Genomic DNA, 16,576 nt, shown 5'->3' on the forward strand with positions numbered 1-16,576 from the left:
TATTATGGTTAATAGTAAAGTATTATCTATTATTCTTGGAGGTGGACAAGGCTCCAGATTATATCCTTTAACAGAACAACGATCAAAACCTGCTGTACCAATTGCTGGTAAATACCGATTGGTTGATATTCCAATTTCTAATTGTATCAATTCCGATATAAAACGAATGTATGTATTAACGCAATTTAATTCAGCATCATTAAATAGACATATAAAGAACACCTATCACTTTAGTTTTTTTAGTTCAGCGTTTGTAGATGTACTAGCAGCAGAACAGACTATTAAGAGTGATAAATGGTTTCAAGGAACAGCAGATGCAGTAAGACAAAGTATGCATCATTTTCTTCAGCACGAGTTTGAATATGCTCTTATACTTTCTGGTGACCAATTGTATCAGATGGATTACAATAAAATGATAGATGCGCACATCAAAGCCAATGCAGATATTTCTGTAGGAACTTATCCTGTTAATGCTAAAGATGGTACGTCTTTCGGAATTTTAAAGACTGATGATGAAAATAGAATTACATCATTTGTTGAAAAACCATCAGCAGATGTTATTGTAGATTGGAAATCTGATGTAAGTGATGAAATGAAACAGCAAGGTAGAGAATACTTAGGCTCTACAGGAATTTATATCTTCAATAAAGACCTACTTGTTGAGTTGATGAATGATGAAAGTACTGTAGATTTTGGTAAAGAAATTATTCCTCAAAGTATTGAAAAACATAAAGTAGTAAGTTATCCATTTGAAGGCTATTGGACAGACATTGGTAATATAGATTCCTTTTTTGAGGCAAACTTAGGCTTAACGGATGATATACCTCAATTCAATTTATTTGATTTAGATAATAGAGTTTACACTAATGCGCGTATTTTACCAACTTCAAAAGTGTCTGGTACAACATTAAACAAAGCTGTTATTGCAGAAGGTTGTATAATACAAGCCGCAACCATTGAAAAATCTGTAATTGGTATTAGGTCTCGTATTGGTAAAGAAACTACGGTTATAAATACTTATATGATGGGTAGCGATACTTACGAATCTTTAGAGGATATAGAGTCTAAAAAGATTGATATCTTAATGGGAATAGGTGAGCGTTGCTTTATTAAAAACACTATTATAGACAAGAACTGTAGAATAGGTGATGACGTTAGAATAAATGGAGGGAAGCATTTAGAAGACACCGAAACCGACCAGTATGTGATTAAAGATGGTATTGTAGTTGTTAAAAAAGATGCTGTAATTCCGCATGGAACTATTATATAGTGTTTAAATAGAATTTAATCACCTTTGTTGTCTTTTAATCTTACTTATTTCGCAAGTTTCTCTAAAAGCTCGCGGACTTTCTCTGTATCTTGTATTTGGTACTTTGCTTTTGTTTTATTAAAACCAACTTTTATGGTATAAGCCGATTCAGGTGCTTCTTCAAACATATATTCGTCTGTCCAGTCATCGCCAAAAATGCTAACAAAATCATAGGTATCTTGAGTGAGTAGACGACTTACTACACGTCCTTTATTAACATTACTGCTCTTTATTTCTATAACTTTATTGCCTTTAAGAATTGATAAACCATTGTTAGCAACCATACTTGTTAATACTGTATTTAGTTCTATGGTACGAATTTTAGCCAATTCTGGGTCAGCTTTCCTATAATGCCAAGCTAAAGAATAGTTTTTAGTTTCTATGAATGTTCCAGGAGTTCTGTCTACAAAGGTTTCTAAGATTGGTCTTATGTTTTGCATCCAGTCTGTTTTTAAACGCTCAAGAGCTTTCCATTCGTTGTTTTTGTACAACCAGACACCATGATCGGTAACAAGATTATAAGATTTGTGTCCAAACCAACGTTGAAAAGTATCTTTATCGCGTCCGCTTATAAGTACTAGAGTAGTTTTTTCATGTAGTTTGTCTAATAGATTAAATAAAGCTTCATCTGGTTGTGCATCTTGTGGATTGTCTTTAAAACCTACGAGTGTTCCATCATAATCTAAAAGCAGCAATCTTTTATTCTTTTCTTTAAATGTTGAAATTAAATCTGTTTCATAAGCTTCAGTAAGCTTTTTCGTAACATTTTGGTTTTTTAAGTTTTTGGTATCTTCTAATGATTTTAAAAACTCGTCAGCCCATTTTTCAACATCATAACGTTTTAGACGTTTTTGCAAGAATTTCATTCGTGTTTGTTGTTCTTCTAAAGGCATTGTTAATGCACGCTTTAGGCTAACAGCAAAATCTTCATGACTATTAGGGTTTATTAAAAGCGCTTCATTCATTTCTTTAGAAGAACCAGCCATTTCACTAAGTATTAAAACCCCATTGCCTTTTGTTCTGGTGGCTACGTATTCTTTGGCTACTAAGTTCATACCATCGCGTATTGGTGTAATTAAAGCTACATCAGAAGAGGTGTATAAATCAATTAAATTATTGAATGGCATTGACCTGTAGAAATACCAAATTGGTGTCCAGCTTACTGTGGCAAATTTTCCATTTATTCTACCAACAAGCTCGTCTGTTTCACGTTTCAGTTTTTGATATTGCGGCACGTTAGAACGTGAAGGTACAGCAAGCATTACCAATCTTACTCTTTCTTTGTATTCTGGATAATTATCTAAAAAATACTCAAAAGCCTTGATTCTGTTTGGGATTCCTTTGGTATAGTCCATTCTGTCAATGGACAAAATCAACTTTTTATCTTCAGAAATGTGTTCTTCCAATCGTTTTCTTAAATCCGACTTTTCTTCAGAATCATTACCGTGCTCTAGTGCTGCATTATGAAATTTGTCATAATCTATTCCCATAGGGAACGAGTCTACTTTAATTATTCTATCGTGATAACTTATTTCATTAAACTGAACTTCCAAGCGCATTATTCGTTTTACAGAACTTAAAAAATGACGCTCATAATCATATGTATGAAAGCCTAATAAATCTGCACCTAACATTCCGGTTAAGATTTCTTCACGCCACGGAAATGTTCTAAAAATCTCGTAAGACGGAAAGGGTATATGTAAAAAGAACCCAATAGTAGTATTTGGTTTTTTGTCTTTTATAAGTTGTGGTAATAATAATAACTGATAATCGTGAACCCAAACTGTATCGCCATCCTCTAAATTGTCAATAACAACTTCGGCAAATTTTTCATTCACGCGTTTGTATGCTTCCCATTCATTTTGCTCAAAATTTGAATATTCCATAAAATAATGGAATAATGGCCATAAAGCTCTGTTGCTAAAACCCTCGTAATATTCCTCGATATCCTCATTGGTAAGCGGAACAGAAACACATTTTGCATCTCTAATTTTTGAATCAATTTCTTCGGAAAGTTCTGGGCTTAAGTCATTTTCAGGAATTCCAGACCAACCAATCCATATACCATTACCCTCTGCGTGTACAGATTTCATACCTGTTGCCAAACCGCCTACACTTGGTACAACTTTAAAAGAATTATCTTGAATTGATACTTGAAGCGGTAAACGATTAGAAACAATTATGGTTTTATTCATACAGATTATTTGTGCTAGTTGAAAGGTTTTTGTTAATTTAAGGAAAATAAAAGGTTTTACATTTTAAAAAACAAAGATTTAATGAACAATTTAGATTATGGTGTTATTGGTAACTGTAGAAGTGCTGCTTTAGTTTCAAAAAATGGTTCAATGGATTGGTGCTGTCTACCTCAGTTTGATTCGCCATCTGTTTTCGGAAAACTATTAGATGAAAAGATTGGTGGTTCCTTTGGGTTTGAAGTAGATGATAGTTACCAAATGCAACAATACTACATTGAAAATACGGTTATCTTGGTTACAAGATTCAGTAATGGATTAGATACATTTGAAGTGAGAGATTTTATGCCAAGATACCATAATAACAACGGTTCTTTTAATGCACCACCAGAATTTATTAGATATATAAAGTATGTTTCGGGCAAGCCAGTTCTAAAGGCTATTTATAACCCAAAATTAGAATATGCGAAAGAAGAGACTAAAACCTATGTAAAGAATGATTTTGTTGTAAGCTTAACAGATAATGAAGCTTACGATACCTTGTTTATGTACACAGATTTTGATAAAGAAAAGGTCATAAAAGGTGAGGAACTAGAAGTTACATCAGACCATTTTTTCTTAGTAGGTTATCACGAAAAATTATTCGTACCAACCTTAAAAATGGCATTCTTAGAGCACGAACGTACCAAAGTGTACTGGCTTAATTGGTTAGAACGTACAACATCGTATAAAAAATACAACAAGCAAATTGCAAGAAGTGCAATGACTTTAAAGTTGCTTAGTTATGATAAAACAGGAGCCATTCTGGCAGCCATAACAACATCGTTACCAGAAACCATTGGCGAAGTAAGAAATTGGGATTACCGTTTTTGTTGGATTAGGGACGCTTCTATGGTTATTAAAGTAATGTCAACCTTAGGACATAAAAATATCGCGAAACGATACTTGAATTTTATCATTAACTTAATTCCAGATAAGGATGAAAAACTTCAGATAATGTACGGTATCAATGGCGAGAAAAAGTTGACCGAAACATTTTTAGACCATTTATCAGGTTACAAGGATTCTAGTCCTGTTCGGATAGGAAATGCTGCCTACAAGCAAAAGCAAAATGATATTTATGGTATTCTTATGGATATGATACATCAATTACTGGTAAATTTCAATAACGACATTGAAAATGGTGAGGCATTGTGGAATATTACTAAAGGAATTGTATGGACGGTAGATAAACACTGGCAAGAACCAGATAAAGGAATATGGGAGTTTAGATCAGAAGATCAACATTTTACATTTTCAAAAGTTTTGTGTTGGACAGCTGTCGATAAGGCTATTAAAGTTGCCAAGTTATTAGGAAAGACGTCCAAATTAGCACGTTGGCAATTATTAGAAGAAGCTATTAAAGCAGATATAATGGAAAATGCATGGAGTGATAGTGCGCAAGCCTTTACCCAAGCTTATGGCACTGACGATTTAGACGCTTCGGTTTTATTGATGGAATCTTACGGATTTATAGACGCAAAGCATCCTAAGTTTGTTAGTACTGTAAAAGCTGTCGGAAGAGAGTTATCTTATGAAGGATTGCTGTATCGTTATAAAAATCAAGATGATTTTGGTTTGCCATCGTCATCATTCACAATTTGTACGTTTTGGTACATCAATAGTTTGTACAAAATAGGCGAGGAGAAAAAAGCTGTTGATCATTTTGAAAAGTTATTATCTTACAGTAATCATTTAGGATTATTTAGTGAAGATTTAGATTTTAAAACTAAGCGATTGTTAGGTAATTTTCCACAGGCTTATTCACATTTAGCTTTAATTGAAACCGCTATAAATTTATCTAAGACAACAAAAGATGAAAAAGTAAAGGATGTTTTGTTTTAAGCGAAGAAAAACCATTAAAAGCTAAATTATAATTACCTTGCAATAAAATTTAGGATGTTTTATCCCTATATTATTTAACATCTTAAAACCTCAACAATTGGTTATGGCAGAAGTATCTGTACACAGTTTATTTACGGAATTCGACATTAATTTATTTAAGTCTGGTAAGCATTACAAACTTTACGAAAAATTTGGGTCTCACATAACTACAGTAGAAGGTGTTGACGGAACATATTTTGCTGTTTGGGCGCCAAGCGCTAAAGAGGTTTCAGTAATTGGCGATTTTAATTTTTGGAAAGAAGGAGAGCATAAACTCAATGTGCGTTGGGACCAAAGTGGTATTTGGGAAGGGTTTATACCAAATGTTGGTAAAGGCAATCTATATAAGTATAAAATTAAAAGTCACCATAGCGATATTGTAACAGAAAAAGCAGACCCTTATGCTAGAAGAAATGAGCATCCACCAAAAACAGCGTCCATAGTTTGGGAAGATGATTATAGTTGGCAAGATAAGGATTGGATGACTACCAGAAAGTCTAAAAATGCTTTAGATGCGCCATATTCTGTGTACGAAGTACATCTTGGTTCTTGGAAGAAAAAGGTTGAAGAAGGTCGTTTCTTGTCGTATTATGAAATGGCTGATGAATTGGTGTCCTATGTGAAGGAAATGAATTTTACTCACGTAGAATTAATGCCAGTTATGGAGTTTCCGTATGATCCATCTTGGGGTTATCAAATAACAGGTTATTTTGCGCCAACATCGCGTTATGGTTATCCCGAAGAATTCAAGTTGCTAGTCGATAAACTACATCAAAACGATATAGGTATTATATTAGATTGGGTGCCATCTCACTTCCCAGAAGATGCACACGGTTTAGGCTTTTTTGACGGTTCGCATTTGTATGAGCATCCAGATAGAAGAAAAGGCTATCATCCAGATTGGAAAAGTTTAATTTTTAACTATGGTAGAAATGAAGTAAAATCATTCTTAATTAGCAATGCCATATTCTGGTTAGACCAGTACCACGCAGATGGTTTGCGAGTAGATGCTGTGGCTTCAATGTTATTTTTAGATTACAGTAGGGAAGATGGCGAATGGGAGCCCAATATGTTTGGAGGAAGAGAAAATCTAGAAGCGATATCCTTTATGCGAGAAATGAACGAAGCAGTTTACGGAATGTTTCCAGATGTGCAAACCATTGCAGAAGAGTCAACATCATTTCCTATGGTTTCTAAGCCAACATCTATTGGAGGTTTGGGCTTTGGAATGAAATGGATGATGGGATGGATGCACGATACACTTCAGTATTTCGCAAAAGAACCAATTTACAGAAAGTACCACCAAAACGACCTTACGTTTTCTATGACGTATGCGTTTACAGAAAATTTTATGTTGCCACTAAGTCACGATGAAGTGGTTTACGGCAAGCGTTCCATCTTAGGAAGAATGCCAGGTGATGAGTGGCAGCGTTTTGCCAACTTAAGACTGTTGTACAGTTATATGTTTACGCACCCAGGAACAAAAATCTTGTTTCAAGGTGCTGAGTTTGGGCAAAATGATGAATGGGATTTTCAAAATAGTTTAGATTGGCACTTATTACAATACAAGCCACACAAAGGTGTACAAGAATTAATAAAAGATCTTAATACATTTTACAAAAACCAGCCTGCACTCTACGAAAAGCAATTTTCTAACGAAGGTTTTGAATGGATAGATTATAATGATTCAGAAAATTCTGTTTTAAGTTATTTAAGAAAAGGGAATAATTCTTTTGAAGATCTTGTAGTTGTAATTAATATGACACCAGTTCCGAAAGAAAACTATAAAGTAGGTGTACCAAGAAAAGGAAAACTGAAAGAAGTTTTTAATAGTGATTTAAAAAAATATTATGGTTCTGGTAAGTATAAAAACAAATTAAATACAACCAAAGCGGTACCTTGGAACTACCGAGATTTTTCCGTAGAAATTAATGTTCCTCCTTTAGGTATGGTTGCTTTTAAATATTCTGAATAAAGTCTTGATATTCGTATTATTATTTGCGATTTAAGCAAATTTTGTATCCGAAAACGTTATAGTTCACAATTCTATATAATTACAATGTTAACCGCTTTCTTAAGTTCTAATTTTTCCGTTTTTTTACATGCCCTTTTATATTAAATCATGCTATGATTACAAACACAGAATTAGAAAATAAAGGAAACCAATTTCCTTCAAAAATAATAAGCTTTGAGAAAGATGTAGATAAGCTTTATTTCTCAACAGATAACGATGTTATTCTTCAGTTAACTGTTGTACGCGATAGCCTTTTAAGATTTAGATACACAACAGTAGGTACTTTTGATAACGATTTCTCTTACGCTATAACCAAGTATGCTAGTATTGGATATAATAAACTAGAAATTGAAGAAAATGAGGACTGTTATGTAGTAATAACTTCAAAATTGCGATGCGAAATTTCTAAAGAAAGTCTGCGTGTTTCTCTATACGATATTAAGGATGGTATTTTAATTAATCAGGATGAAATTGGGTTTCATTGGGAAGAGAGTTATGAGTTTGGTGGGAACATCGTTAAGATGAGTAAAATATCTAATGATGGAGAAAGTTACTACGGACTTGGAGATAAGCCAAATCACTTAAATTTAAAAGGAAAGCGTTACACCAATTGGGTAACGGATTCTTATGCCTACGGAAAAGATACTGACCCAATTTATAAAACAATTCCTTTTTACACAGGTCTTCATCATGGTAAGGCCTATGGAATTTTCTTTGATAATTCTTTTAGAAGCTCTTTCGATTTTGCTCAAGAAAGACGAAACGTTACAAGTTTTTGGGCGCAAGGAGGAGAGATGAACTATTACTTTTTCTACGGTCCAAAAATGAATGATGTTGTAGAAAGTTATACAGATTTAACAGGAAAGCCTCATCATTTACCACCTTTATGGGCTCTTGGCTTTCATCAATGTAAGTGGAGTTATTACCCTGAAAACAAGGTTAAAGAAATAACATCAAAGTTTAGAGAGCTTCAAATTCCTTGTGATGCTATTTATTTAGATATCGATTATATGGATGGCTTTCGTTGCTTTACATGGAATAAGGAATATTTTCCAGATCCAAAGCGAATGGTAGATGAGCTAAAGGAGCAAGGTTTTAAAACTGTTGCAATTATAGATCCAGGTATTAAGATAGATAAGGAGTATTCTGTATTTAAAGAAGCCTTAGAAAATGATTATTTCTGTAAACGTGCAGACGGTCCTTATATGAAAGGAAAAGTTTGGCCAGGTGAGTGTTATTTTCCAGATTTTACAAATCCGGAAGTTAGAGATTGGTGGTCAGGACTTTTTAAAGAACTAATCGAAGAGATAGGTATTAAAGGAGTTTGGAATGATATGAATGAGCCAGCCGTAATGGAAGTGCCAAACAAAACATTTCCAGATGATGTAAGACATGATTATGATGGAAATCCTTGCAGCCACAGAAAAGCGCACAATATTTATGGAATGCAAATGGCTCGAGCAACATACCAAGGCTTAAAGAAATATTCATTTCCAAAGCGACCATTTGTAATTACAAGAGCGGCATATTCTGGTACGCAACGTTATACTTCTACCTGGACAGGTGATAACGTAGCGACTTGGGAACATTTATGGATAGCAAACATTCAGGCGCAGCGCTTGGCAATGTCTGGTTTCTCATTTGCAGGAAGTGATATAGGTGGATTTGCAGAGCAGCCGCAAGGAGAACTTTTTACGCGTTGGATACAACTTGGTGTTTTTCACCCTTTCTTCAGAGTTCATTCATCTGGTGATCATGGAGACCAAGAACCATGGGCTTTTGATGAAGATGTTACAGATATAGTACGTAAGTTTATTGAGTTAAGGTATCAACTTTTACCTTATTTGTACACAGCTTTTTGGAATTATGCTGACCACGGAACACCATTACTAAAATCTTTGGTAATGTTTGACCAAGATGATGTTCAAACGCATTACAGAACTGATGAATTTATATTTGGAGAGCAGATTTTGGCTTGTCCCGTGTTAGAAGCAAATGCCAGAGGACGACGTATGTATATTCCTAGAGGAAGTTGGTATAATTTCTGGACAGATGAAATTATAAAAGGAGGTAAAGAAATGTGGGTAGATGCAGACATAGATAGTATGCCAATTTTTATAAAGGAGGGAGCAATTATTCCAAAATTTCCAATTCAACAATATGTTGGTGAAAAAGAAATAAAAGAGATTACTCTAGATGTTTATTATAAAAAAGGGAAAGAAGTAAGTGAATTGTTTAGTGATGCAAATGATGGTTACGATTATACAAAAGGACGTTATAGCTTAAGAAACTTTAGTCTTACAGGAAGAGTTAGCGAACTTATAATTAATCAGTATAAAGAAGGTAAGTTTATCACTGAATATGAAACATTTAAAATTATTATTCATGGATTACCTTTTGATATTGCTGAAATTCAGATTGACAACCAGGTTATTTCTCTAGAGCATTTAAAATCAAATGGTACAAATTCTTTTGTGGTAGATAAAAATTTCTCAGAACTTCATATTATTGGTAAAGAAGTAAAATCTAAGTGACCAACTCATAAAAGAAGTGTCTTATAGTTACGAATAGATTTTCGTATTTTAGTAAATACATTTTTAAAAAAATATAAATTATGACTTTTAAAAAAGCATTTTCAATATTAGCTATAGTGGCAATTGTTGTGTCTTGCGCTACTAATCCTTTTACAGGAAAAAAAACAATGGCATTTGTATCTAATGATCAGTTGTTCCCTTCATCATTTGCTCAATATAATCAGGTGTTAAGTGAAAGTAAAGTGATTACTGGAACTAAAGATGCAGAAATGATTACCAGAGTAGGACAGCGTATTGCTGTAGCAGCAGAGCGCTGGTTAAATGCTAATGGTCACCAAGGCTATTTAGACGATTACAAATGGGAATATAAACTAATCGAATCAGAGCAAGTTAATGCTTGGTGTATGCCTGGAGGTAAAATAGCTTTTTACACAGGAATTTTACCAATTGCACAAAATGAAACAGGAGTAGCTGCAATTATGGGACACGAGGTAGCCCATGCTTTAGCCAATCATGGTCAGCAACGTATGAGTTCTGGAATGTTACAGCAGTTAGGTGGTATAGGAGTTGCAGTTGCAACAGGAAATGAGAGCCCGGAAAAACAGCAATTATGGATGCAAGCTTACGGATTAGCAAGTAATGTAGGAGGCATGTTACCATTTAGTAGAGCACATGAAACAGAGGCTGATAAAATAGGTTTATATTTAATGGCAATAGCAGGTTATAACCCAGACGAAGCGGCAGAATTATGGAAACGTATGAAAGCGAATAGTGGAGGACAAGCACCACCAGAATTCTTAAGCACACATCCAAGTAATGATTCTAGAATTAAAAACTTACAATCGCTCTCTCCAAAAGCGAAGGCAGAAGCGAAAAAATTTGATGTTACATCATTTAGACCAATAAATTAATATTTGGTTAAAGAATATTTATTTACTTTAGGAGCTGCTCAATTTGAGCAGCTTTTTTAATTTATATCTATGAGCGAACTTAAAAAAGGAAGTAAAAAACTTCTAAATGCCTGGGCATTTTATGATTGGGCAAATTCTGTATACCCATTAGTAATATCATCTGCTGTTTTTCCAATTTTTTATGGAGCACTAACAATTATTAAAGATGAAGAATCTGGTAAAATATTGAGTGATACTGTAAACTTTTTAGGCTATGAATATAATAACGACTCTTTAATAAGTTACGTTACAGCCTTTAGTTTCTTAATTGTTTCGTTTTTATCACCAATATTATCTGGTATTTCAGATTATGTAGGTAACAAAGAGTCATTTATGAAGTTCTTTTGTTATTTAGGGGCGGTTTCATGTATTGGTTTGTATTGGTTTTCCATTGAGAATATTGTTTTTGGTATGGTGTGTTATGTTCTGGGTTTAATAGGATTTTGGGGCAGTTTGGTGTTCTACAATTCTTATTTACCAGATATTGCCTATCCAGAACAACAAGATAAAGTCAGTGCTAAAGGGTTTTCCTTGGGCTACGTTGGCAGTGTAATATTACTTTTAGTTAATTTGGTAATGATACTTAAATACGACTGGTTTGGTTTTGAAAATGATGCTCAGCCGACTAGGATAGCTTTTATTATGGTTGGAGTATGGTGGATATTGTTTGCGCAATATACATTTAAGCATTTACCAACAGGAACAAATGAAGGACACAAAGTAACTAAAACAGTACTCGCCTCTGGTTACAATGAGTTGAAAAAGATATGGAATGCTTTAAAATCTAATAAGATTTTAAAACGCTATTTATCTGCATTTTTTATCTACAGCATGGCAGTACAAACTATAATGTTAGCTGCTACTTACTTTGCTGTGGAAGAGTTGGATTGGGGAACTCAAGACTCTACTACAGGATTAATAATTAGTATTCTACTTATTCAGCTAATAGCTATTATTGGTGCAAATTATACAGCAAAACTTTCTGATAAAATAGGTAATATAAAAACCTTAATATGGGTAATCTTTATTTGGATTTTAATTTGTGGTTTTGCATATTTTATCACCACTCCAATACAGTTTTATATTACTGCTGCGTCTGTTGGATTAGTTATGGGTGGCATACAAGCTTTGTCTAGATCAACATATAGTAAGTTAATTCCAACAGATTCAGAAGATACTGCGTCTTATTTTAGTTTTTATGATGTAGCAGAGAAGATCGGTTTAACAATTGGTTTATTCCTTTATGGTTTTGTAGCTCAGATTACTGGTAGCATGCGATATTCTATTTTATTCTTGATTACTTTTTTTATTGTAGGTCTTGTAATTCTAAGCACAATAAAAAATGAAAAAATTACAGAAAGCTAATTAAGAGATTTTGTATTGTAAAATTTCTTAACTTTAGCATGCTATGGTGAAGAAAATATTTATGCTTTTTGCATTTGCCATTCTGTTTATGGCTGCAAATTGCGATAATGAACCTTATGAAGGTGAAATTATCTTTGAAGATACTGCGTGTATAGAGGCTATAGAGACTACATCTATGGCTCTCGGAAACTTTTTAAATGCTTCCGAAGAAGACTACTTTGAATTTTGTTCAGATTACAAAGAAGCACTATTAAACCAAATAGAAATCTGTGGTGATGAGGATGGTAGTTTGCAATTGTTGTCTGATAGTCTAGATGATTGCTATGACGATGATTTGTGCGCTGAAGCCATTGAAGCTTCAGAAATTGCTGAGGCCAATTATAACAATTATACTGAAGACGACAATTACCAACAGTTATGCGAAGCCTACAAGTCTGCCTTAGAGTACCAACAAGAGGTTTGTGGGGAAAGTGTAGTTTTGGAATCATTAATTTTAGGATTAGGAGATTGTCAACAAGAATTTGTTGAAACACCGGGTGATTGGATTCTAGTCGGTTGGGTTACTGATAGTTTAAGAGATATTGATAACGATGGTGTTGTTACCAACAATTATTTAGATGAAATAGACTGTTATAATAATGAAACTATAACCTTTAATACAGATGGAACAGGTACCATGTTTTTAAGATCTTATGCAGACATTACTTTTACTCCCAATGAAGATGGAGAAGATTTTTTTATAGACTGTAATACTATTATAGAAGATATAGCATTTACTTGGTATCAAGAAGGTAATTCTGTTTTTATAACCGATAGTAACGGTGTTACAACTCAATATTTTAGAAATGGTAACTCGTTATTTGTAGCTATAGACGATGCTTTTTATGCTCAAAGTACGGTTGACGATACCTTTATTGCAGAGCGTATTACGTTTGTTTACAATAAACTTTAGATTTTTATTACTATTATTTTCATTTAGGATATATACTTCATAAATATTCTTATATTGCCAGTAACTAAACAATCTCTAATGAAAAAACTATTCATTCTTTCCGTTTTTGCGTTAACTATTTTATCATCCTGTAGTAGTAAGGTCGATTTAGCTATTGACAACCCAACTGATAATTCAGTAGAAATTGTAGTAGATACACTACGCGTTTTAGTACCACCAAAAGATGTTGTTTGGGTAGAAATGGGACCAGGTGAGCACCAATTAACCTTAGAGAATGATAGTATTATAAAATATAACTTTACAGAGTCTGTATACATGATTAACCCTTCGTTATCTGAGTACTTAGTAGCAGACGAATACTATGGGCCACCAGCATTTCAAAATTCTTATGCTTCTACATTGCCAAGTAAAGAAGTAACGTTTTTAGGTGTGCCTATGGAAGGCAACTACGATGTTTTAAAAAACGTAATTAATAAGGTTACTTGGGATTATGGTCCAAGAGAAACACTACCAGAAATGGTAGAAGTAGATGCAGATGAATCTTATACGACGCTTGTTAAAGTCTACGATTCTTACGAATTTATAGACATGATGCAAAGTGCTTACGACTCATATTCTGAAGAAGAATAAAACTTACTATTTTTGAAAACCTCTCTGGGCACACATATTACTTGGGATGTGTATAACTGTAATGCAGATACACTATCATTTATACCTACTATAAAAACAGTATTAAATGCTATAGTTGAAGAATTACAGCTTACCAAGGTTAATGAGTCATACAAACAGTTTGAGCCTATTGGTGTTACTGGTTTCATTCTTTTAGAAGAAAGCCATGTAAGTATACACACCTGGCCAGAACATCAGTTTGCTGCTGTAGATATCTTTTCATGTAAACCTTTTGATGCGAAAAAGATTCAGGAGCTATTAATGAAGTCTTTCAGTTCAGATAAAGTTGTTATTAGGCAGATTGAAAGGGGAGAGGCTATCTCTATTATTTCTCGTGATTTAATTTAGTTATTTTTATTGTTTTCATCATATTCAAAGATTGCGAATAAAAATCTTCTGAATTCGGTAGGTTGGTGTAAAAATCAAACACTATTTCTTCGTCATTAATAGTTGTCATAAATAAATTTCTGATTGTGTATTCATCAATCCAATCTCTGTGAATCGAAACTACACCAAATTTTTTATTTGCAATAATGATAGAATCAATTACTGTAAATTTATAGTTGGGGTGTTCTTCTGAATAATTTGTTTTTATATCAATAAGCCATTTTTTTATCGAAATGCTCCCAAATTTATTAGGAGGTATGGGAGTTTTAATTGTCAACTGCTTAAAACTTTTTGTATATTTTGGTAATATGCCATTTTCTAAAATAACACCTAATTCTGAATTCTGAATTCGGTAACATCTCCTGTCATCAGCAAAATTATCTTTATACCAATCCCATGTTACTAAGGTGTCAAATTCTTTGATGCCATTTATTTCTATCTGTTTAGAATAATGAGGTAGTTTTATGATAAATTCATTCTTGTTCTTTTTAGAACAAGATGTTAAGATTAGGAAAAAAGCTAAAACGAACCTTAAATAGTTCATCACTATTATTTTGAGAAAATAAATTAAATTATAAAATGCGACATAAACTCACAATCATCAGTAATAATCTTTGATTCTTGTGCTCTTAAGTTTATAGCAGACGCTCTTGATGTGTAGAACATCCCTAATTGATAAAAATAATTTTCTTCATCCTTGTTCAATGGATAGAATTTTTGAAAAACCATATCCTGATGTCCAAAATCACCTTTAGATGTGGCTTCAGAATTACCCATAGCTTCTATAGATATATTTTCACCCAAACGACCATAAACAGGTTTTTGTACATAATTGTATAAGCTAGGCTCTTTGCTCAAATACGTTTCAGCTAAAATGTTATTCGGGAAGTTCTGTGTGATATAAGCCAAAAACTTTTTATTCTGCCAAATAGCTGTATAAGGTGGATTTAAAACCACAACTTTATTGTTTAAGATTAAGTCTGAAAGGATGTGTGCCAATTCAGGCTCGTCATTAAACATCCAATCCCAGGGAATCATTTTAAAAAGCACATCAACATCTTCATATTCATCACCAATTTGATGAAACACACCTTCATCCGAAAAAATAACATATTCCAAGTCTGAATAAAATGGTTTATAGCCAGCTTCGTAAGCTATATCAATAATGCAGTTAACATTTTCTTTGTCTTCAATATAACCAAAAGAAGTACCCAGAAAAACAGGTTTGTCTTTACCTAAATAAGATTTTAGGTTAGACAAAGCATCTTTTATATCAAACTTAAGTGTATTAAAACTTTGAGGATTTCCCTTTAGTTGTTCTAATTGAAGTGGTTGCCACAATAAAGTCTCAGGCAATGTGCTGCATGTGTCTGCATTAAACTCGATAATGCGACCATAATCAGATTTTAAACCTCCATTAATATCAAAACGACCATAAAGAAATGGATGCTTATTCTTGCTTTTCCAGCTATGTTCAATACATTTTTGAAACGATAGGGGAATACCAAGTTCTCCTAATTTATGTTCGGCTATAATTTTGTCAGTGGCACGTTGAAATAAATAAAACGCTTCATCAGAAATACGACGTAGTTGCTCTACCTCAGAACGGTATATGCCAAGTAATTCTTCAGAAAAATAGTCTTCTTCTAAATACCAGTGTAAGCGATGTGGAACGTGTTTCTTTTTAAGACGTTTTATTTCTTTAAAACGACTATCCTCCAAACGATCTAAACGACTTTCCGCTGCCATATCCTCTAGATGATTTTCCTGGTACACTTACTCTTCGAGATGTTGCAGAGCTTCTTAAATCGTTTTTTAATCCTGTAGATTTATTATAAGCAGAAGCATTTTTGTAGTTACTTTGGTTTGGAGTAACGTTACGTAAACTTCTGTTAAAATAAGAAGCTGCTAACGAGTAGTACAGAATGCTTCTTAAACCCGAATGACGACTGTAAGATGACTCGTCATTTTTCATTTTTCTTAAAGATAATGTATCTGTTGTTCCCTCTAATGTGTGTACAATAGCAAGAGATTTATCTTTATCGTCAATTAAACGCTCGTCGATGATTTTATAATCATTTCCTGGTTCTACTTCTTCAACCTCAGTGATAACACCTTGTGTAGATTCGTAAACTGTTTCTTGCTGTGCATCTTTAATGCGTGGACTTGGATCGTCGTCGCCACAACTTTGAAGTGTTAACGAGGCAACAACAGCTGCAGTCAACGTTATTTTTTTAGTTAAAGCAAGACCAGTTATAATTTTTTTATTCATCTTTGACAG

General features: G+C 33.5%; 13 protein-coding genes. 9 read left to right on the plus strand and 4 right to left on the minus strand.

From position 1 onward, the window contains the following. Positions 1-4: 4 nt before the first annotated feature. Positions 5-1,270, plus strand: coding sequence for a glucose-1-phosphate adenylyltransferase (locus V1468_RS11800; RefSeq protein WP_331810434.1), 1,266 nt, complete (start codon positions 5-7; stop codon positions 1,268-1,270). Positions 1,271-1,314: 44 nt separating this feature from the next. Here V1468_RS11800 and V1468_RS11805 read toward each other — a convergent pair whose 3' ends face one another. Then, positions 1,315-3,504 carry a bifunctional alpha,alpha-trehalose-phosphate synthase (UDP-forming)/trehalose-phosphatase gene (locus tag V1468_RS11805; RefSeq protein WP_331810435.1) on the minus strand — a complete coding sequence of 730 codons (2,190 nt, stop codon included), beginning with the start codon at positions 3,502-3,504 and terminating at the stop codon, positions 1,315-1,317. An 81-nt stretch (positions 3,505-3,585) separates the two neighbouring features. Between V1468_RS11805 and V1468_RS11810 the strand changes: the two genes are divergently transcribed. The 8 genes from V1468_RS11810 (at position 3,586) to speD (ending at position 14,256) form a co-directional block, all read left to right on the plus strand. Beyond that, a complete protein-coding gene (locus V1468_RS11810; protein WP_331810436.1) occupies positions 3,586-5,385 on the plus strand; it encodes a glycoside hydrolase family 15 protein in 1,800 nt (599 codons plus the stop codon). A 103-nt stretch (positions 5,386-5,488) separates the two neighbouring features. Then, a complete protein-coding gene (glgB, locus tag V1468_RS11815; RefSeq protein ID WP_331810437.1) occupies positions 5,489-7,399 on the plus strand; it encodes a 1,4-alpha-glucan branching protein GlgB in 1,911 nt (636 codons plus the stop codon). Positions 7,400-7,551: 152 nt separating this feature from the next. Then, the gene (locus tag V1468_RS11820) at positions 7,552-9,972 is read left to right on the plus strand and encodes a glycoside hydrolase family 31 protein (RefSeq protein ID WP_331810438.1); all 2,421 of its coding nucleotides are present in this window, start codon (positions 7,552-7,554) and stop codon (positions 9,970-9,972) included. 80 nt (positions 9,973-10,052) lie between these two features. After that, positions 10,053-10,883 (plus strand): M48 family metallopeptidase, encoded by an 831-nt coding sequence (locus V1468_RS11825; RefSeq protein ID WP_331810439.1) that lies wholly within the window; start codon positions 10,053-10,055, stop codon positions 10,881-10,883. 69 nt (positions 10,884-10,952) lie between these two features. Next, the gene (locus V1468_RS11830; protein WP_331810440.1) at positions 10,953-12,287 is read left to right on the plus strand and encodes an MFS transporter; all 1,335 of its coding nucleotides are present in this window, start codon (positions 10,953-10,955) and stop codon (positions 12,285-12,287) included. 43 nt (positions 12,288-12,330) lie between these two features. Continuing rightward, on the plus strand, positions 12,331-13,239 hold the full coding sequence (locus tag V1468_RS11835; RefSeq protein ID WP_331810441.1) for a hypothetical protein: 909 nt from the start codon (positions 12,331-12,333) through the stop codon (positions 13,237-13,239). A 78-nt stretch (positions 13,240-13,317) separates the two neighbouring features. Further along, positions 13,318-13,869: a hypothetical protein gene (locus V1468_RS11840; protein ID WP_331810442.1), complete on the plus strand. Its 552-nt coding sequence runs from the start codon at positions 13,318-13,320 to the stop codon at positions 13,867-13,869. A 12-nt stretch (positions 13,870-13,881) separates the two neighbouring features. Next, the gene (gene speD / locus V1468_RS11845; RefSeq protein ID WP_331810443.1) at positions 13,882-14,256 is read left to right on the plus strand and encodes an adenosylmethionine decarboxylase; all 375 of its coding nucleotides are present in this window, start codon (positions 13,882-13,884) and stop codon (positions 14,254-14,256) included. On the opposite strand, the gene V1468_RS11850 is transcribed toward speD, so the two are convergent. Genes V1468_RS11850 through V1468_RS11860 form a run of 3 tightly spaced genes read right to left on the minus strand, consistent with a single transcriptional unit; the run spans position 14,234 to position 16,567 of the window. Then, the gene (locus V1468_RS11850) at positions 14,234-14,839 is read right to left on the minus strand and encodes a hypothetical protein (RefSeq protein ID WP_331810444.1); all 606 of its coding nucleotides are present in this window, start codon (positions 14,837-14,839) and stop codon (positions 14,234-14,236) included. The genes speD and V1468_RS11850 overlap by 23 nt on opposite strands. A gap of 23 nt (positions 14,840-14,862) precedes the next feature. Next, on the minus strand, positions 14,863-16,044 hold the full coding sequence (locus tag V1468_RS11855) for a glutathionylspermidine synthase family protein (protein ID WP_331810445.1): 1,182 nt from the start codon (positions 16,042-16,044) through the stop codon (positions 14,863-14,865). Continuing rightward, positions 16,007-16,567: a hypothetical protein gene (locus tag V1468_RS11860; protein WP_278006521.1), complete on the minus strand. Its 561-nt coding sequence runs from the start codon at positions 16,565-16,567 to the stop codon at positions 16,007-16,009. The genes V1468_RS11855 and V1468_RS11860 overlap by 38 nt, the downstream gene beginning before the upstream one ends. Between the last annotated feature and the right edge of the window lie 9 nt (positions 16,568-16,576).

It is taken from the genome of Winogradskyella poriferorum, assembly GCF_036553625.1.
Taxonomy (GTDB): domain Bacteria; phylum Bacteroidota; class Bacteroidia; order Flavobacteriales; family Flavobacteriaceae; genus Winogradskyella; species Winogradskyella poriferorum.